Annotated in this window: 18 protein-coding genes and 2 pseudogenes; 12 read left to right on the top strand and 8 right to left on the bottom strand. The window is 38.2% G+C overall.

The genetic code is table 11. From position 1 onward, the window contains the following. Positions 1 to 109: 109 nt before the first annotated feature. The 3 genes and pseudogenes from ACSC97_RS14420 to ACSC97_RS14410 all read right to left on the bottom strand — a co-directional run. Positions 110 to 403: pseudogene (locus tag ACSC97_RS14420) on the bottom strand (MJ0042-type zinc finger domain-containing protein); the annotation flags it as partial. Positions 404 to 417: 14 nt separating this feature from the next. Further along, entirely contained in the window at positions 418 to 1,323 is a 906-nt protein-coding gene (prmA, locus tag ACSC97_RS14415; RefSeq protein WP_283324866.1) for a 50S ribosomal protein L11 methyltransferase, read from the bottom strand. A gap of 184 nt (positions 1,324 to 1,507) precedes the next feature. Beyond that, complete coding sequence (locus ACSC97_RS14410) at positions 1,508 to 1,882, bottom strand: hypothetical protein (RefSeq protein ID WP_436661592.1); 375 nt, start codon at positions 1,880 to 1,882, stop codon at positions 1,508 to 1,510. A 251-nt stretch (positions 1,883 to 2,133) separates the two neighbouring features. Here ACSC97_RS14410 and mnmG point away from each other — a divergent pair, with 251 nt between their 5' ends. The 6 genes and pseudogenes from mnmG (at position 2,134) to ACSC97_RS14380 (ending at position 8,145) form a co-directional block, all read left to right on the top strand. Then, the gene (gene mnmG, locus ACSC97_RS14405; RefSeq protein ID WP_099948890.1) at positions 2,134 to 4,014 is read left to right on the top strand and encodes a tRNA uridine-5-carboxymethylaminomethyl(34) synthesis enzyme MnmG; all 1,881 of its coding nucleotides are present in this window, start codon (positions 2,134 to 2,136) and stop codon (positions 4,012 to 4,014) included. Positions 4,015 to 4,132: 118 nt separating this feature from the next. After that, entirely contained in the window at positions 4,133 to 4,465 is a 333-nt protein-coding gene (locus tag ACSC97_RS14400) for a DMT family transporter (protein ID WP_436661590.1), read from the top strand. Between the two features lie 188 nt (positions 4,466 to 4,653). Beyond that, positions 4,654 to 4,935, top strand: a pseudogene (locus ACSC97_RS14395) (TonB-dependent siderophore receptor); the annotation flags it as partial. A gap of 317 nt (positions 4,936 to 5,252) precedes the next feature. Continuing rightward, a complete protein-coding gene (locus ACSC97_RS14390; protein WP_004912232.1) occupies positions 5,253 to 5,447 on the top strand; it encodes a hypothetical protein in 195 nt (64 codons plus the stop codon). 297 nt (positions 5,448 to 5,744) lie between these two features. Further along, entirely contained in the window at positions 5,745 to 7,064 is a 1,320-nt protein-coding gene (locus tag ACSC97_RS14385) for an NCS2 family permease (RefSeq protein ID WP_004912229.1), read from the top strand. Positions 7,065 to 7,146: 82 nt separating this feature from the next. Further along, on the top strand, positions 7,147 to 8,145 hold the full coding sequence (locus ACSC97_RS14380; protein WP_005402349.1) for an adenosine deaminase: 999 nt from the start codon (positions 7,147 to 7,149) through the stop codon (positions 8,143 to 8,145). A gap of 42 nt (positions 8,146 to 8,187) precedes the next feature. Here ACSC97_RS14380 and ACSC97_RS14375 read toward each other — a convergent pair whose 3' ends face one another. Next, on the bottom strand, positions 8,188 to 8,742 hold the full coding sequence (locus tag ACSC97_RS14375) for a cytochrome b (RefSeq protein ID WP_436661587.1): 555 nt from the start codon (positions 8,740 to 8,742) through the stop codon (positions 8,188 to 8,190). Positions 8,743 to 8,955: 213 nt separating this feature from the next. On the opposite strand from ACSC97_RS14375, the gene ACSC97_RS14370 reads away from it, so the two are divergent. Further along, on the top strand, positions 8,956 to 9,333 hold the full coding sequence (locus ACSC97_RS14370) for a hypothetical protein (protein WP_004962943.1): 378 nt from the start codon (positions 8,956 to 8,958) through the stop codon (positions 9,331 to 9,333). A gap of 77 nt (positions 9,334 to 9,410) precedes the next feature. Here the strand turns inward: ACSC97_RS14370 and ACSC97_RS14365 are convergent, their stop codons facing one another. Continuing rightward, complete coding sequence (locus ACSC97_RS14365) at positions 9,411 to 10,088, bottom strand: IS1595-like element ISAju1 family transposase (RefSeq protein ID WP_436661585.1); 678 nt, start codon at positions 10,086 to 10,088, stop codon at positions 9,411 to 9,413. A gap of 135 nt (positions 10,089 to 10,223) precedes the next feature. On the opposite strand from ACSC97_RS14365, the gene ACSC97_RS14360 reads away from it, so the two are divergent. The 3 genes from ACSC97_RS14360 (at position 10,224) to rnhB (ending at position 11,220) form a co-directional block, all read left to right on the top strand. Then, positions 10,224 to 10,358, top strand: coding sequence for a hypothetical protein (locus ACSC97_RS14360; RefSeq protein ID WP_436661583.1), 135 nt, complete (start codon positions 10,224 to 10,226; stop codon positions 10,356 to 10,358). A gap of 48 nt (positions 10,359 to 10,406) precedes the next feature. After that, complete coding sequence (locus tag ACSC97_RS14355) at positions 10,407 to 10,592, top strand: hypothetical protein (RefSeq protein ID WP_436661581.1); 186 nt, start codon at positions 10,407 to 10,409, stop codon at positions 10,590 to 10,592. Between the two features lie 61 nt (positions 10,593 to 10,653). Beyond that, complete coding sequence (gene rnhB / locus ACSC97_RS14350; protein ID WP_004912218.1) at positions 10,654 to 11,220, top strand: ribonuclease HII; 567 nt, start codon at positions 10,654 to 10,656, stop codon at positions 11,218 to 11,220. An 80-nt stretch (positions 11,221 to 11,300) separates the two neighbouring features. On the opposite strand, the gene csrA is transcribed toward rnhB, so the two are convergent. From csrA to alaS, 3 genes are all read right to left on the bottom strand, one after another. Then, on the bottom strand, positions 11,301 to 11,564 hold the full coding sequence (csrA, locus tag ACSC97_RS14345; RefSeq protein ID WP_004912217.1) for a carbon storage regulator CsrA: 264 nt from the start codon (positions 11,562 to 11,564) through the stop codon (positions 11,301 to 11,303). Between the two features lie 239 nt (positions 11,565 to 11,803). Further along, positions 11,804 to 13,084: an aspartate kinase gene (locus ACSC97_RS14340; protein ID WP_004955120.1), complete on the bottom strand. Its 1,281-nt coding sequence runs from the start codon at positions 13,082 to 13,084 to the stop codon at positions 11,804 to 11,806. Positions 13,085 to 13,147: 63 nt separating this feature from the next. Continuing rightward, the gene (alaS, locus tag ACSC97_RS14335) at positions 13,148 to 15,796 is read right to left on the bottom strand and encodes an alanine--tRNA ligase (protein WP_416701664.1); all 2,649 of its coding nucleotides are present in this window, start codon (positions 15,794 to 15,796) and stop codon (positions 13,148 to 13,150) included. A gap of 261 nt (positions 15,797 to 16,057) precedes the next feature. Here alaS and ACSC97_RS14330 point away from each other — a divergent pair, with 261 nt between their 5' ends. Then, positions 16,058 to 17,077, top strand: coding sequence for a type I glyceraldehyde-3-phosphate dehydrogenase (locus ACSC97_RS14330; protein WP_129263282.1), 1,020 nt, complete (start codon positions 16,058 to 16,060; stop codon positions 17,075 to 17,077). 37 nt (positions 17,078 to 17,114) lie between these two features. Beyond that, a complete protein-coding gene (locus ACSC97_RS14325) occupies positions 17,115 to 17,429 on the top strand; it encodes a hypothetical protein (RefSeq protein WP_436661577.1) in 315 nt (104 codons plus the stop codon). Positions 17,430 to 17,802: the final 373 nt, after the last annotated feature.

The following is a 17,802-nucleotide window of genomic DNA, read 5'->3' as shown; positions in this document are numbered from 1 at the left end:
TTCTACGTTTGATTGGTTTTGGGAAAAAAGAGGAATTTAAGAAAGTGCTCGCAATTTTAAGAAAGAAAAAGCCTGATAGGACAAGGGCTCTATGAAATTTGTCGTGTACAGAGAGATAGGTCAAAAGATCGATATTTGAGTTTTCAATTTTTTGATCGAAAATACTTAAAATCTGCATTTGCTTTTCAGCAAAGCTACTATCAGGTTGGATAGAGGAGAATAGTGAACGATTGGTTTGTGTAGGAATCGTTTCGTTTGTCTCTGTATTTAAAAGATTGGTCAGTGCATTAAAGTTAATAACGCACTTAGGACAACAAACCATGCCCTGAGCAACACTGAGTTGTGAAGGGGTCACTTTATACACGGTTGAGCATTTAGGGCAGCGGGTTTGTTTTTCACTCATGAGGAACAATATTCTCAAATTGTTGTTTTGCGTTTTCCTGAAATGCGACACCAGTTCTCTTCGCGCTTTTCGATCTCTAATATATCAAAAAACTCAGAGTAAACACTAGAAACATCAGCAACTTGCTCTTCGATTACACCAGCAAGTGCGAACTCCCCCTCATTTTTAATTAAAGTTGAGAATTCAGGCGCTAAAGCCATTAGAGGTGCTGCTAAAATATTTGCAACAAGTATGTCCGATTGTTGACCTTTAAACTCGTTATTGAATTCTTCTGGTAAGCCAACGTACAGACGCTCAAGTACACCATTCAACTCTGCATTTTGTTTTGTTGCTAGAACAGCTTGTGGATCAATGTCTGTGGCATATACTTTTTTAGCACCTAATAGAAGAGCAGCAACACCCAAGATGCCTGACCCACAGCCGTAATCAATCACGATTTTATCTTTTACATCAGTCTTACCTAGCCATTGTAAGCATAGGAATGTACTGGCATGGTTACCTGTACCGAATGCTAAGCCTGGATCCAGTTTAATGTTGGTTGCATCCGCTTCAGGTGGCTCTAACCATTCTGGTACGATCCAATATTTTTCACCAATTTGAATTGGTTCGTAATAATCCATCCATGCGCGTTCCCAAACTTGGTTTTCTAAATACTCATGGCGCATTGGAACATCAGGGAGTTGTGCTTTTAAAAATGCTTCTAAAGTATCAACATCAATTGGAGCATCTTCTTCTTGTTGATAAATGCCCGTTACAATGACTTTATTCCAAAGAGGGGTTTCACCTGGTAATGGCTCAAGCAGTGCTTGATCTTCGGCATCATCTAGCGTAACGCTGACAGCACCCAAAGAAAGGAGCAAAGTTTCAGTTAGTTCAACTTGTTCTTGATCGACAGTAATATGAATTTGTAGCCAGTTCACAGGAAAACCTAAGTTAATGTATTTTGGTTATTGTAATAGATTCAGACCATGCAGAGGGATTATAAAATAGACTGATTACAATTTTAAGATGTTTTTTCAAACATAATTCTTTTGATATAGCCTGAACAAAAAATAAGGATGCTGAACAGCATCCTTATATAACTATATATAGGTGTCCAATTTCTTATGGAGCTGTTTGTTCAATTTGTGGAGCTGATTGTTCCATTGGAGGAGGTGTCATTTCCATAGGCTGAACAGGCGCAATCACTGGTCGAGGTTCTGATTGTGTTTCTGAAATCTTAGTTTGAGTTTCAGGCATTGTATTATTCGCAGGCATTGGAGGTTGGAATGCCAATTTACCAGCTTCATTTGGCTCACATGTACCATTAAAGACAACACCTTTGTAGGCAAATGAAATCATATCACCTTGTTTTTTGCCCTTACATACTTGTTGATACTTTTGAGTTTGTGCATCAACTGTGGTTTTTGCATTGGTTTGTGCTGTTACAGCAAAACACAGGCTACAAATAAGCGTCGAAAATAAAAGCTTAGTGTTCATATCATTTTCCTAAAGTATTTGTTATGCACTAATAATGATAAGAATTTTTTGAATCGGAACAGTGGATATCAGGTTAATAGTTATAAGTCCATGTGTTAACAATGCATGAAAAGTGCAACATTAAGTTTTATTTTGTATATATTTAAATCAAGCTAAGCAGATGGGGATTACAAGAATATTGACGGATTTTGTCAACTTAATAGAAAACTTCTGTATAATACTCTGTCATTTTTTAAATACACATTACCACTATGCACTATCCTAAAGTTTACGACGTTATCGTAATTGGTGGCGGTCACGCTGGTACGGAAGCTGCGCTTGCGGCGGCTCGTATGGGAAGACAAACATTATTGTTGACGCATAATATTGAGACTTTGGGGCAGATGAGCTGTAACCCAGCGATTGGTGGTATTGGTAAATCGCACTTAGTGCGTGAGATAGATGCGCTTGGCGGCGCAATGGCACTTGCTGCTGATAAGGGCGGTATTCAATTCCGTATTTTAAACTCGCGCAAAGGTGCTGCTGTGCGTGCGACGCGTGCTCAAGCAGACCGTGTCCGTTATAAAGCCGCAATTCGTCATACTTTAGAAAACCAAGCGAATTTGGATATTTTCCAACAAGCTGCTGACGATTTAATTGTTGAAGGCGATACCGTAAAAGGTGTTGTGACCCAAATGGGTATTCGTTTTGATACCAAAACCGTTGTACTCACCACGGGTACTTTCTTAGGTGGTGTCATTCATATCGGGTTGCAAAATTCGAGCGGTGGTCGTGCAGGTGATCCTCCTTCAATTGCTTTGGCGCATCGTTTACGTGAGTTAAAACTTCCAGTAGGTCGTTTAAAAACAGGTACACCACCGCGTATTGACGCGCGTACCGTTGATTTCTCTGTGATGACACCACAACCAGGTGATTTCCCATCTCCAGTAATGTCATTTATGGGTGATGTATCGATGCACCCTGAACAAGTGAACTGCTACATCACTCATACCAGTGAAAAAACACATGAAATTATTCGTGGTGGTTTAGATCGTTCACCTATGTATACAGGTGTGATTGAAGGGGTAGGTCCTCGTTACTGTCCTTCGATTGAAGATAAAATTCATCGTTTTGCTGATAAAGATTCGCATCAGGTGTTTCTTGAGCCTGAAGGTTTAGATACGCATGAGCTTTATCCAAATGGTATCTCAACCTCATTGCCATTTGACGTTCAGTTCAATCTTGTACGTTCGATTCGTGGTATGGAAAATGCTCATATCTTGCGTCCAGGTTATGCAATTGAATATGACTATTTCAATCCGCAAGCATTGAAATTTACGCTTGAAACTAAAGCAATTCAAAACTTGTATTTTGCTGGTCAAATTAATGGTACCACTGGTTATGAAGAAGCAGGTGCTCAAGGTTTACTTGCTGGTTTGAATGCAGCACGTCGTGCTTGGGAACAAGAAGAGTGGACACCAAAACGTGATCAAGCATATATGGGCGTACTGGTAGATGACCTGATTACATTAGGGACTAAAGAACCATATCGCATGTTTACCTCACGTGCAGAATATCGTTTGATGCTTCGTGAAGATAATGCAGATCAACGTTTAACCCCAATTGGTCGTGAACTCGGTTTAGTTGATGACGAACGTTGGGCTGCATATAGCGAAAAAATGGAAGCTGTTGAGCGTGAGACATCACGTTTACAACACTTATGGGCAGCACCGAATAACCCAATGGGCAAAAAGTTTGTTGAAATGACGGGTGCAGACCTAAGCAAAGAGTGTAGCGCGATTGATTTATTGAAACGTCCAAATATTAATTTTGGTCAAATTGCTGAACTTACAGGCTCAGAGGTTTCTGAACAGGTCGGTGAGCAAATTGAAATTGCTGTGAAATATGAAGGTTATATCAACCGTCAACATGATGATGTTGCTCAGATGAAACGCCTTGAAGAAACGAAGATTCCTGCTGACTTTGAATATGATGGTGTTTCAGGTTTATCTCGCGAGATCACTCAAAAGCTTAAAACAGTTCGCCCTGAAACTTTAGCGCAAGCAAGCCGTATCCCAGGTGTGACTCCTGCAGCAGTTCAGTTGGTGATGATTACGATTCGTAAAAATAATATGGCGAAGAAATCTGCTTAAATATTATTAATAGATTCTTGATCTTAGAACCAGAAAACACCCTTTTTATTAAAGGGTGTTTTTTTATGATTGAATTAATAGATGTGAAATGTTTGTTTGGATAGAGCAGGTGTGGTAAATGAAAAGTTGGATATTTTTATTAGTAGCGATCACAGCAGAAGTGATTGCGACATCTGCACTGAAAAGTAGCGAAGGGTTTACAAAGCCATTTGCTTCGATCATTGTGATTTTAGGTTACATCATTGCATTTTATTGCTTATCTTTGACCCTGAAAACAATTCCAGTTGGTATTGCTTATGCGATATGGTCTGGGGTAGGAATTGTATTCATCACGACCTTTGCTTGGTTTTTCTATGATCAAAAATTGGATCTATGGGGAATTATCGGCATAGCATTAATTATGTGTGGTGTGTTGATTCTAAACCTTTTATCAAAATCTAGTCCGCATTGATTTATTTCCGAATAATAATTAAAACCGAACGAAGCGTTCGATTTTAATTTAATGTTTAATCATTTTTATAAAGTAACTTCGATACCTAGACGCAGATTTTTCCTATCAAATTGAGTATTTGCATCAATTTCCGCATAAGCTTTTGGCAATAAACGACGAGCTAATTTATTGACCCTGTTTTCCATCCATCAGGAAATTTGTTTATTCGATATCTGCCGACAGATCAAATCTATACTGAGCTAGGTGCTACATATGTGGGTGATGCAAAAGTTCATCCAAATGGTAATCTCAATAGTACATCCACTGATTTAAAAGGTTTTACAAGACTTGATGCTGCGATTGGTTATAGTGCAAATCCTTGGAATATTACGCTTGCCGTGAATAATTTAACCAACAAAGAATATTGGCGTTCGGACTCTATGCCTGGAACACCACGTAACTTCTTAGTAAGAGTTAACTATCAGTTCTAAAAGCGATTTTTAGCAATATCAAATAGTACCTTTAAGCGATAAAGGTACTTTTTAAGCTTAAATTATTACTGATTTAATAAATATTAATTAATCAATTGGTAAAATATTAAAATTATCTAATTGAATTTATGTAAAAGTTGTTGATTAAAATACTTTATTATTCTAGTATTTAAGTGTGTAAAAAATAATCAAATTCAGCTTTTGTCGGAAAAATTTATTGTGACATTACGTTTGTTTTTTATTTAAAAGTTTTAATTGATATACATTTGTACACATTTGTTAGTATTTAAGAAAAGCATACATTAGAGATAATAATAATGAAGATAGTACTTTCAATACTTATTCTCTGTTCTGTTTTTATTTTGGGTTATGCGGTTTATGTTGATTCGCAGAACAAAAAAAGACAAGAGCTGATGAAGATTGTGAACGATGCAGAACATAGCCTAAATTCGATTCAACACAATCCAAATTATGTGAAGCATTCTCGATTAGCGACCTACCGAAGCGAATAATTAAGTTCTCAGGTGAAATGTCACAGGATTTAGCTTTTTTTATCGGGTTGTGTCCAAGTTTTTATTAGAATCTGTTAAAATATTTACCATTAAATAAAAAAGCTGCATCTTGTTATGCGGCTTTTTACATTTTGAAATCGGAACCAAATTTATACATCTCCTCTGTATAGCAAGCGTGAAACTGGCATGTAGATTGCTTTTAGCCTTGTATACCATTTTGTGTACATTCAAAAAATTATTTGAAACACAAGCGTATAGATTTCATATTCTACGATCTTAGATTTTAACAGGTGCTATATGACAACGCCTAATGCTTCAGTTGGACTGTTAGAACGCTTATTTAAATTAAGTGATAACAAAACCAACTTTAGAACAGAAGTTCTAGCAGGTGTAACCACATTTTTGACCATGTGTTACATCATCATTGTAAATCCACTCATTCTTTCTGAAACCGGAATGGATCATGGTGCTGTGTTTGTTGCAACCTGTTTGGCTGCTGCAATCGGGTGTTTGGTCATGGGGATTGTGGCGAATTATCCGATCGCACTCGCACCAGGTATGGGTTTAAATGCATATTTTACCTATTCTGTGTGTTTGGGTATGGGGGTGCCTTGGCAAACTGCTCTAGCAGCGGTATTTGTCTCAGGTCTTGTTTTCCTTGCTATCAGTTTCTTTAAAATTCGTGAGGCAATCGTCAATGCGATTCCGATGTCTTTAAAGTTCGCGATTGGTGGGGGAATTGGTCTTTTCCTTGCATTGATTGCGCTTAAAAATGCAGGAATTATTGTAGATAATCCAGCGACATTGGTTGGATTGGGTGATATTAAACAGCCAACAGTATTGTTAGCATTATTCGGATTTTTAATGATTGTTGTTTTGCATCAATTAAAAGTTCGTGGTGCAATCATCATCAGTATTTTAGTTGTCACTGCAATAGCGACTGTTTTGGGTTTGAATGAATTCAAAGGTGTTGTAGGACATATCCCATCAATCGCACCTACTTTTATGCAAATGGATTTTGAAGGTCTATTTACTGCAAGTATGGTCGGGGTTATTTTTGTATTCTTTATCGTTGACTTGTTTGATAGTACCGGGACTTTGGTGGGTGTTTCACATCGCGCTGGATTGCTTCAAGATGGTAAATTACCACGATTAAAGAAAGCCCTATTTGCTGACTCAACTGCAATTGTAGCGGGAGCTGCATTAGGTACATCATCTACCACCCCGTATATTGAATCAGCTTCTGGTGTAGCGGCTGGTGGTCGCACAGGTTTAACGGCGGTTGTGGTTGCTTTACTTTTCATTGGCTGCTTATTCTTAGCTCCTTTGGCACAATCCGTACCAGGTTTTGCAACTGCACCAGCACTATTATTTATCGGTGTGCTAATGATTCAAGGAATTACGCACATTGATTGGGATGATATTACTGAAGCTGTACCTGCATTTTTAACGATCGTATTTATGCCATTTACCTATTCAATTGCCGATGGTATTGCAATGGGTTTCATTAGTTATGCATTGGTTAAGCTGTTTACGGGTAAGGCAAAAACAGTACCTTATATGGTGTGGATTATTGCTGCACTTTGGGTATTTAAATTTGTTGCATTTGGTGGCTAAGCCACTTAAAACTAAGTGATAAAACCTTTAAAGGGTGTACCGTGTTAGGCAGCACCCTTTTTTATTTAGACGTGGAGTTTATATGGATCAAATCGAGCTGATTCGTGCTTTGCCCAAAGCCGAATTACATGTGCATATTGAAGGGACATTTGAGCCAGAGTTGATGTTCGCTATTGCACAGCGCAATCAGATTCAGATTCCTTATCAATCTGTTGAAGAAGTGAAACAGGCTTATAACTTTCATAACCTTCAATCTTTTTTAGATATTTATTATGCTGGCGCCAATGTGTTAGTGCATGAGCAAGACTTCTACGATTTAGCTTGGGCATACTTTGAAAAATGCGCAGAAGATCGAGTGGTACATACAGAAATGTTCTTTGATCCACAAACACACACTGAGCGTGGTGTTAAGTTTGTTACCGTTTTAAATGGTTTAAAGCGTGCATGCACCGATGCAAAAGAAAAGTTGGGTATTAGCTCTCAATTGATTATGTGTTTCTTGCGCCATTTAAGTGAAGAAAAAGCATTTGAAACGTTAGAACAAGCCTTGCCATTCAAAGATGACATTATTGCCATAGGTTTGGATTCAAGTGAAGTTGGACACCCACCATCAAAATTTGAACGTGTTTTTGCCAAAGCACGAGAAGCTGGTTTCTTGATCGTCGCACATGCTGGAGAAGAAGGTCCTCCTGAATATATATGGGAAGCTTTAGATTTACTTAAGGTGAATCGTATTGATCATGGTGTTCGTTCAGAAGAAGACGAGCAACTGATGACGCGCCTGATTGCAGAGAAAATGCCCTTAACAGTGTGCCCGTTAAGTAACTTAAAGCTCTGTGTCGTGAAAGATATGACTGAGCATAACATTCGTCGTTTGCTACAAAAAGGTGTGCATGTCACTGTAAACTCGGATGATCCTTCATATTTCGGTGGATACATGAATGATAACTTTATTGCGATTCAACAAGCTTTGAATTTATCAAATGAAGAATTAAAGCAGCTTGCGATTAACTCTTTTGAAGCTTCGTTTATTTCTGATGATGATAAGCAGAAATGGATTACCGAAGTTAGAAAAATCTAATGCATAAAAAAACCGCGATAAGCGGTTTTTTTATATCAATTTTTATTTGGGTTGTCTTAGCATGCTGAGCAATACATTATCTTTGTCGATGAGATGATGTTTAATCGCTGCGAGAATATGACCTGCAATGAGTAAGCCCGCAAACCACGATATATAAATGTGTAGGGGTTTAACGATTGCTAATAAATCTGGATTGTCTTGAACTAGACGAGGAATTTCAAATAAGTATAAAACAGGGGCAGGGTGACCAGCGCTCCAACTGAATAAACAGCCTGTAATGGGTAGGGCTAATAACATTAAATATAATAAAAAATGACCAATGTGTGCCAAGGTTTTCATCATTGGTGACATGGCATTTGGTAGTTGTGGGGCTGGATGGGTATAACGCCAAAAAATTCTTATAACGACTAAAAAGATAATGGTTGTTGCAATATTCTTATGAAGTGTAATAACAGTGCCTTTAAACGTTCCATCAACTTCATAACTTAAAAAATTTCCACTGTAAAATCCAATAAGCCATGCAACGATAAAAATAGCGGCCATGAGCCAATGTAATACTTGTGCTGTGCGAGTGTAGTACTGTGCTGAGGTTGACATCGCAACATCCTAGCTGTGATATGATTTTGTAGATTTTAAATAGCGTTATTTATTCCTCATACGGTGTATATGTAACAGAGCGTCTTGTCCTTGCAACGATTATTAATCGAACTCGTTATGTTTAAATATGTAATAAGTCGGTAGTGACAATTGCTTAATAAAATGCTTTGTGCAAAATACGACTGCAATTAAGTCGCTATAAGGTTAAAAGTTGTGAAAAAATTATTGTTGGCTCTGCCAGTATTATTTGTTTTAAATGGATGTGTTGCGCCAAATACAAATACTTCTACAACACCATCTACATCTCAACAGTTAGGTGTAACGGCATTAAAGGTTGCGGTTAATGCTAAATGTATGAGTGAAATCAATACATTACCTGCATGGAAAACAGCAACACGTTTGATGACCACTGAACAGCGTGAAAATATTCAGATTGATGTTTGTGGGTGTGTAAGTGAAAAAGCGCCCAATAGTGTAACGACTTTGGAGTTGGCTACAGCTGCAATTGATCCAACTGCAAGAGCAACGATCGTGAATCAAGTGGTTGCTGAAACTGTTAATGCCTGCGTGTCTGAAGCATTAAAGAAATAAAAGTAAGATACATAAGCAAAGCTGAATAATTTTCAGCTTTGTTTCTTAGCAAAATAATTTTATAGGGGCTTAGGAAGTTAAAGAGGATTGTTACGGAGTAATTTAAGCAAATCGAGATATAAATTACCGTTCCGATGATTGAAGCGATACTCCGTTTCTTTAAGATGCAAATAAAACATCTTTTTGTCAATTCCATTAAACTTGACGAGTCGCTTTTTAGCATATCCCCAGAATGATTCTATGCCGTTAATATGACGCTCCCCGCATGCAAATTCGTTGTCCCCATGATTCACTCTTAAATGTTTGTCAAAACCAATATCAACTAAACCATCATAGCCTCTCCATCCATCTGTATTGATCACAGAATCAAGCTCTATATGCCCCCGAATAATACCCTGTAGCGTAGCTTTGGAGCACTCAGGCACAATTTCTGTGTATACGTTTCCATCTCTTTTGAGTAGTCCAAATACAATGGTTTTTCCTGATGCACCACGTCCACGTTTTCCTCGAATACGACGAGCACCAAAGTAGGATTCATCAAGTTCAACGATACCGTTGAAAGGAGATATTTCCTCACATTGAGCCGCAATCTTTTTACGCAACCTGATGTAAATTGTATTGATGGAACGTACAGAAATATTGGTGAGTTTAGCTGTATCTGAAGCAGTTAAATCCATGGCAAAAAAGCGAATGATCTGTCTGAATTTTGCCTCTGTGATTCTTGAACGGGAATAGTATCTATTTTTTGCTTTCATATAAGGAAGTTACCATACTTTTTGATATGCTTAACTTCCTAAGCCCCTTTTATATATTCTTGTAATTTTAGATCGTTTTCAGATGCTTAAAACGTTAAATTAATCATGATATTATTCAACTAAAATGGTAATTAAATGTATAAGAATAAATTTGTTTTGGCAATTTCAACGGTGTTTGCTTTGGCGGCTTGTAGTACTGTGCAAAGTGGCGAGCAAAGTAATTTAAAATTAGGAACATCTGCACTTCAGTTTGCTGCACAGACTAAGTGAAATCATGATATTGATGATTTTGCAGCTTGGAAAATTGCAAGTAAATTAATGACAAAGACCCAGAAGAAAGAGAAGAAAACCCAAATTTGTAAATGCGTTGGCAAAAATGCACCTACTGTTTTATCACCTTCAGAATTGGCACTTGCTGCAGTGGATTCTAAAGCGCGAACAGCTTTAACAGGTGTAGCAGTAGCTAAAACTATGAATGCTTGTGTATCAGAAGTGGTAAAATAGTTCTGTATTCAATTGACTTTGATTGGCTGCTAAAATGCAGCCAATTTTTTGCGAGTAAATTATGTTTGTTGCTGGTGTAGATGAAGCAGGGCGCGGTCCTCTAGTGGGTTCAGTTGTTGCAGCTGCGGTGATCCTAGATCCTAATAATCCAATCGAAGGATTAAATGATTCTAAGAAATTAACTGAAAAGAAACGCGAAAAGTTGTTTATAGAGATTAAAGAAAAGGCATTAGCTTGGTCGATTGCTGAAGCGACACACACTGAAATTGATGAAATGAATATTCTGCAAGCCACATTTCTTGCAATGCGCCGTGCGGTCGAAAATTTAAAGACCACGCCACACAAAGTAATTGTAGATGGTAATCAAATTCCAAAAGGGATTGAGATTGCATGTGAAGCAATTGTGGGAGGTGATGCGACTCATGCTGAGATTAGTGCAGCCAGTATTTTAGCTAAAGTTACACGTGATCATCAAATGAAGACCTTAGATGAATTATATCCTGATTATGGGTTCGCAAAGCACAAAGGTTATCCTACAAAAGCGCATTTTGAAGCTATTGCAGCACACGGCGTAATTGATCAACATCGTCGTAGTTACGCGCCTGTAAAAAAAGCTTTAGGTTTATAATTTCTTGTAAATTGAGGTTTTAAATACAATTAAAGCGACCATCTTGTGTCGCTTTAATTATGTGGGGAGAATTCTGAAAATTAACGATTAAAGTTATTATGTCGCGGAAAATCGCTATTATCTTCTTCATACGAAAGTTGATAATCCTGATCAAGATGTTGTAAATGCTCATGCATGGCACGTTCATGTTGGATACGTTGGTAAATTTCCTCACGATGCACAGAAACTTCTTTTGGAGCATTAACACCAATACGCACCTGATTGCCTTTTACGCCAAGCACAGTAACACTGACTTGATCCCCAATCATTAATGTTTCTCCGACACGACGGGTCAGAATCAGCATGTTTATCTCCTTGCTAAACGCTTAAACTTGCGACAGGGAATTCATTGTTCGAAAGCACAGCCTTAATATACAGAAAATTCCAACAGAAATATGTAAAAAACATTATTTTTCGTACGTTCTGTTGAGAATCACTGAAAAACCTCAAAGGTTAATATAACAGAGCCACTGTAGTAAAAACTATAGTGGCTCTGTTTTTTTTGCTATTTACTTGAAAGTAAATATGTTTAACAAGCTATTAATTAAGCACGTGCACTGCTTTCGCCGTGTTCACGATCTAGACCAAAAGCTGTGTGTAAACAACGTACGGCAAGTTCTAAATAGTTTTCTTCGATAAGTACAGAAATTTTGATTTCTGATGTTGAAATCATCAAAATATTAATGCTTTCATCAGCTAATGCAGTAAACATTTTGCTTGCAACACCTGCATGCGAACGCATACCCACACCTACGATTGATACTTTAACGATATCATCACGAGTAACAACTTCACATCCTTCAATGCTGCTTGCTGTTTGCTCTAAAATCGCCTTAGCTTTTGCTAAATCATTGCGATTTACAGTGAATGTGAAATCAGTTGTACCATCTTCTTCAACGTTTTGGATAATCATATCCACTTCGATGTTGGCATTGCTGATAGGTGACAAGATTTTAGATGCAATACCTGGTTCATCAGGAACACCTAAGATCGTTAATTTTGCTTCGTCACGGTTAAATGCAATACCTGCGATGATTGGTTGTTCCATATCGTCTTCAGCCTCAGTCGTAATTAGTGTGCCTACATTTTGTTTGAATTCTTCATCGAATGCGCCGTCATCGTCATTATCAAAACTTGATAATACACGTAATGGAACTTGATATTTACCTGCGAATTCAACAGAGCGAATTTGTAAAACTTTTGAACCCAAAGATGCCATTTCTAGCATTTCTTCAAAAGAAATACGATCAACCTTTTTCGCTTTAGGTGCGACACGTGGATCAGTTGTATAAACGCCATCAACATCAGTGTAAATCTGACATTCATCAGCTTTTAATGCAGCTGCAATTGCAACACCAGAGGTATCAGAACCACCACGACCTAAAGTTGTGGTATTTCCTTCGGCATCAAAGCCTTGGAAACCTGCAACAACGAGAACACGACCTGCATCTAAATCTTTGGTCATGACATCAGTATCAATAGATTCAATACGCGCTTTGGTAAAAGCACTGTCCGTTTTGATACCAACTTGACGACCAGTATATGACTTAGCTTCTACACCAATTGAATTCAGTGCCATAGCTAACATGGAAATCGTTACTTGTTCACCCGTTGACACCATTTGATCTAATTCACGTGGGTCAGGGGTGTTGGTAATGGCTTTTGCAAGCGCAAGTAAGCGGTTCGTTTCACCACTCATTGCAGACACAACAACGACCACTTTGTGACCGTGATCATGCCAGCGCTTGACACGACGAGCAACATTTAAAATGCGCTCAGGAGTACCCATAGAAGTACCGCCATATTTTTGAACGATTAATGCCATAGTTGTTCCATATAAGCCATGACCCTGAGAGGCATCAGGGTCAGTTACACAAAAGTGAAGTTCTTATTGCTCAAGCCAAGCAGGCAATGCTGCAAAAACTTGATCAAACTTCTCGTTTAGTGGCGCGCCACCTTGTGCTAAGTCAGGTTTACCACCACCTTTACCACCTAGCTCTTGAGCCAAGTGTTTGATGATGTCACCCGCTTTTAGATTTGCAGCATATTGTTTAGCGACGGACGCGATTAAACTCACTTTATCGCCTTCAACGCCAGCTAAAATAATGACTGCATCTTCCAATTTTGATTTTACGCTGTCATGCAAATTGCGTAATGACTTTGCATCTAAACCTTTTACGGTTGTGATTAACGTTTGACGACCAGCGATTTCTTTAACTTGGTCTAATAAATCAGCAGCTTGGAAACTTGCTAATTTTTGATTTAACTGTTCAATTTGTTTTTGCAAACTTGATGCAGTCTCAACAATTGCTTCAACTTTTTCTACAGTTTGTTCTTTCTGAGCTTTCAATAAACCATTAATTGTTTGGATATCGTTGTCAGCTTTTTGAACAGCTTCTAAAGCTTTAGTTCCTGTTACAGCTTCAATACGACGAACGCCAGCTGCTACACCACCTTCAGAAGTGATCTTGAATAAGCCGATATCACCTGTACGTTTAACGTGGATACCACCGCAAAGTTCGATTGAGAAGTTTTTCTCTTCGATAATTGAACCCATCGACAGAACGCGAACTTCTTCGCCATACTTCTCACCAAACAGCATCATCGCACCTTTGGCTTTTGCAGACTCAATGTCAAGCAATTCAGTTGTCACTGGAGTGTTTGCAATAACTTCAGCATTCACTAGACGTTCGATTTGTTGAAGCTGTTCAAATGTCACTGGTTGGTCGTTGGCAAAGTCGAAACGTAAAATATCGCTTGCAACCAATGAGCCTTTTTGCTGAACGTGACCACCTAAGATTTGACGTAAAGCTGCATGTAGAAGGTGAGTGGCAGAGTGATTACGCGCTGTAGCAGCACGAATATCTGCTTTAACTGTTGCTTCAACATTTTGAGTTGCTTTTAAGCTACCCATCGTCACGATACCTTGATGCACAAAAGCACCACCAGATTTCTTAGTATCTTGTACTTCGAAAATACCTGTATCGTTTTTGAAAATACCTGTATCGCCGATTTGACCACCGCTTTCTGCATAGAAAGGCGTTTGGTTTAAAACGATAAGCGCTTCATCGCCCTCATTGATTTCATCAACTTGAGTACCGTCTTTGTAGATTGCAACGATTTGACCTTGACCTTGAGTTGCATCATAGCCATCAAATTGAGTTTCACCTTCAACTTTGACAATACTATTATAGTCAACTGCGAATTTACCTGCGTCACGTGCACGTTGACGTTGTGCAGCCATTTCAACTTCAAAGCCAGTTTCGTCGATGGTAAAACCACGTTCACGTGCAATATCAGCAGTTAAGTCAGTTGGGAAGCCATAAGTGTCGTAAAGTTTAAATACAGTTGCACCTGGAATCACAGTATCTTTCAACTGTGAAAGCTCAGCTTCTAAAAGCTTCAAACCTTGCTCAAGTGTTTTTGCAAATTGTTCTTCTTCACGTAGTAAAGTCGCTTCAATCACATCTTTACGTGATGCAAGCTCTGGATAAGCTTCACCCATAACTTCGACTAATGGTTGTAGCATCTTGTAGAAGAATGTACCTGTAGCGCCTAGCTTATTACCATGACGTACTGCACGACGGATAATACGACGTAGAACATAACCACGACCTTCATTTGATGGGTTTACGCCATCAGCAATCAAGAAGCAGCAAGAACGAGCATGGTCAGCCAGTACACGTAATGATGGTTGTCCTTCATCTTGAATGCCAATGATATTTGCAGCAGCTTTTAGCAAGTGTTGGAACAAGTCGATTTCGTAGTTGGAATTAACATGTTGTAGAACAGCAGAAATACGTTCCAAGCCCATACCTGTATCTACAGATGGAGCTGGGAGAGGGTGCATCACACCATCAGCAGTACGATTGAACTGCATAAATACGTTGTTCCAGATCTCGATAAAGCGATCGCCATCTTCTTCTGGAGAACCAGGTAATCCACCCCAAATGTGATCACCATGATCATAGAAAATTTCAGAACAAGGACCACACGGACCAGTATCACCCATAGCCCAGAAATTATCTGATGCGTACAGACCACCTTTGTTGTCACCGATACGAATGATACGGCTTGCGTCTAAACCAATCTCTTTGTTCCAAATATCAAATGCTTCGTCATCAGTATGGTAGACAGTGACATATAAACGATCTTTAGGTAATGCTAGCCATTGCTCGTTCGTTAAAAAATCCCAAGCAAATTTTAATGCATCACGTTTGAAGTAATCACCAAATGAGAAGTTACCTAACATTTCAAAGAAAGTATGGTGACGTGCTGTGTAACCTACATTGTCTAGGTCATTATGTTTACCACCTGCACGCACACATTTTTGAGAAGAAACAGCACGTACATAGTCACGCTTTTCTAACCCAAGAAAACAATCTTTAAACTGGTTCATACCAGCATTTGTGAATAATAAAGTAGGGTCGTTGGCGGGAACGAGTGAACTCGAAGCGACACGTGTATGCCCTTGCGATTCAAAGTAACGCAAAAATGCTTCACGAATTTCAGCTGATGTCATAAAACGAGTACTCACAACCAAGACACTCCATAATTTTGAATTTGGCTATATGTAAAATAGGCGAGTTGTTTTTGAATTTTTGCAAACAAAGCGCATTTACATGGCGTAGATTTTAAAAGTGCTAAATTATAACGGAAAATGTGTGCCCGACCAACGATTTTGCAAGCAATATCATATAAAACTGTGTTTCAGCTAAAAATCTATATTCAACAAGGCTGATCATGTTTTACCATATAGCAAGAAAATATGATGTTTTGATGAATATAAGGGCTTTGCATGCAACGTGTCGCTATCAATGGATTTGGTCGAATTGGTCGAAATGTATTACGTGCATGGTTTGAAAGCCCTAAGCAATTTCAATTTGATATTGTTGCGATTAATGATATTGCTGATGTTCAAACTTTAGTTCATCTCTTTAAATATGACACAACGCATGGTCGTTTTGCTGGTCAAGTCGATATTGAGATTGAGAACGAACAAATTTTTTTAAATATTCATTCAAATCAAAGACAACTAAAGCTGCAAGTATTTAAACAGGCGCAGCCAGAACTATTACCTTGGGCTGGTTTGGTTGTAGATGTTGTGCTCGAATGCACAGGTTTATTTCGATCGAGAGCTGATGCAACACGTCATATAGATGCAGGAGCAAAGCGAGTAATTATTGGTGCAGCACCATTTGATTCTGTTGATGCAGCTATCGTCTATGGTGTTAATCATGCTGATGTCAAACCTACTGATCAAATTATTTCTAGCGTTTCTTGTACGACACAGGCCTTAGTGCCTTTGGTCAAAATTATTGATGATGCTTTTGGCATTGATACTGCTCTCATGACCGAGATCCATGCAGTGACTGCAGATCAATCAGTTTTGGATCATGCTCATCGTGATCTACGAAGAGCCAGAGCGTCTGGACAAAATATTATTCCTACTACTTCAAGTGCTTTGGGCGCATTAAAACGCGTGATGCCAAAAATGGATGGTCGTATAGATGGGTACTCTATTCGTGTACCGACTATCAATGTTGCAGCTATAGATCTTTCATTTGTTTCACATTCACCGATCACAGTTCATAAAATTAATGAAGTTCTAAGTAAAGCTGCTAAGTTTGACTATGCTCAAATTATGCAAGTGACCGATGAAGATTTGGTATCAAGCGATTTTAATCATTCGCCATATTCATTAATTGTCGACCTGACGCAAACGATGGTTGTGGGGCATCAAGCAAAAGTTTTTGCATGGTATGATAATGAGTGGGGTTATGCGAATCGATTATTGGATTTGTGTGAATCTTTTTAATATCTAAATAATAAAAAACAATTTATTGGGGAATGTAATGGGCTTAATGATGGTTTGGGGATTTATTGGATTATTGCTATTGGCAGTTTTATTTTTGTTTTGGTTCTTGTTTAAAAATAATCAACCTACTGATACTGCAAAAGATATCGTTAGGCTAGAGGAAAAAGTCTTGCATTTAGAGTTGCACCTCAAAAAAGGTCTTGAGATTATGCAAGATATGGCAAAAAAAATGCATGTCCAACAAGAAGTATTAGACAAGACGATTGCGAATGTTGCTGCTTTAGAAAAGCAGAATGCTGAATTGGTAGGAGTTCTAGAAATCGTGGTAAGGGGCACAAAAGGAAAAAGCTAAGTTCTTTGATTTGAGCAGTTTTATAAATCTACTACTTAGTCCAGCAGTTTCATATTTAGGAAAATACTATAAGCATATTTTACTTTAATTGTTTAAGTAACATTCACCATCAAAAAGTAATATCTCACCAATCGAGAACAGTCCAATAGTACAGATGTTGGGCACTTCTTTTCATGAAAAATAAGTGTTGTTTGTATTGATGAGTGATCTTAATGTATTGAATCTATTTGTTAAATTTAAAATAACAAGTTGGTGGCTTTCTAGGGTCTGTTGACATTTACTGTTCATAATTAAACCTATAAAGGTAGCCATAAAAATATACAGGCTAAGGCAACAGCACTTTGATAATTTCTTTTGAGCTTGTCATATCGAG

The sequence above is a fragment of the Acinetobacter sp. P1(2025) genome (genome assembly GCF_051390655.1).
Taxonomy (GTDB): domain Bacteria; phylum Pseudomonadota; class Gammaproteobacteria; order Pseudomonadales; family Moraxellaceae; genus Acinetobacter; species Acinetobacter junii.
This window is presented reverse-complemented; position numbering and strand designations above follow the sequence as displayed.

Coding starts and splice junctions, on each gene's coding strand:
- ACSC97_RS14390 (WP_004912232.1), top strand. CDS start 5,253: ATGAAGATAGTACTTTCAATACTTATTCTCTGTTCTGTTTTTATTTTG.
- csrA (WP_004912217.1), bottom strand. CDS start 11,564: ATGCTGATTCTGACCCGTCGTGTCGGAGAAACATTAATGATTGGGGAT.
- ACSC97_RS14400 (WP_436661590.1), top strand. CDS start 4,133: ATGAAAAGTTGGATATTTTTATTAGTAGCGATCACAGCAGAAGTGATT.
- mnmG (WP_099948890.1), top strand. CDS start 2,134: ATGCACTATCCTAAAGTTTACGACGTTATCGTAATTGGTGGCGGTCAC.
- ACSC97_RS14375 (WP_436661587.1), bottom strand. CDS start 8,742: ATGTCAACCTCAGCACAGTACTACACTCGCACAGCACAAGTATTACAT.
- ACSC97_RS14410 (WP_436661592.1), bottom strand. CDS start 1,882: ATGAACACTAAGCTTTTATTTTCGACGCTTATTTGTAGCCTGTGTTTT.
- ACSC97_RS14365 (WP_436661585.1), bottom strand. CDS start 10,088: ATGAAAGCAAAAAATAGATACTATTCCCGTTCAAGAATCACAGAGGCA.
- ACSC97_RS14355 (WP_436661581.1), top strand. CDS start 10,407: ATGACAAAGACCCAGAAGAAAGAGAAGAAAACCCAAATTTGTAAATGC.
- ACSC97_RS14385 (WP_004912229.1), top strand. CDS start 5,745: ATGACAACGCCTAATGCTTCAGTTGGACTGTTAGAACGCTTATTTAAA.
- ACSC97_RS14330 (WP_129263282.1), top strand. CDS start 16,058: ATGCAACGTGTCGCTATCAATGGATTTGGTCGAATTGGTCGAAATGTA.
- ACSC97_RS14380 (WP_005402349.1), top strand. CDS start 7,147: ATGGATCAAATCGAGCTGATTCGTGCTTTGCCCAAAGCCGAATTACAT.
- ACSC97_RS14360 (WP_436661583.1), top strand. CDS start 10,224: ATGTATAAGAATAAATTTGTTTTGGCAATTTCAACGGTGTTTGCTTTG.
- ACSC97_RS14325 (WP_436661577.1), top strand. CDS start 17,115: ATGGGCTTAATGATGGTTTGGGGATTTATTGGATTATTGCTATTGGCA.
- rnhB (WP_004912218.1), top strand. CDS start 10,654: ATGTTTGTTGCTGGTGTAGATGAAGCAGGGCGCGGTCCTCTAGTGGGT.
- ACSC97_RS14340 (WP_004955120.1), bottom strand. CDS start 13,084: ATGGCATTAATCGTTCAAAAATATGGCGGTACTTCTATGGGTACTCCT.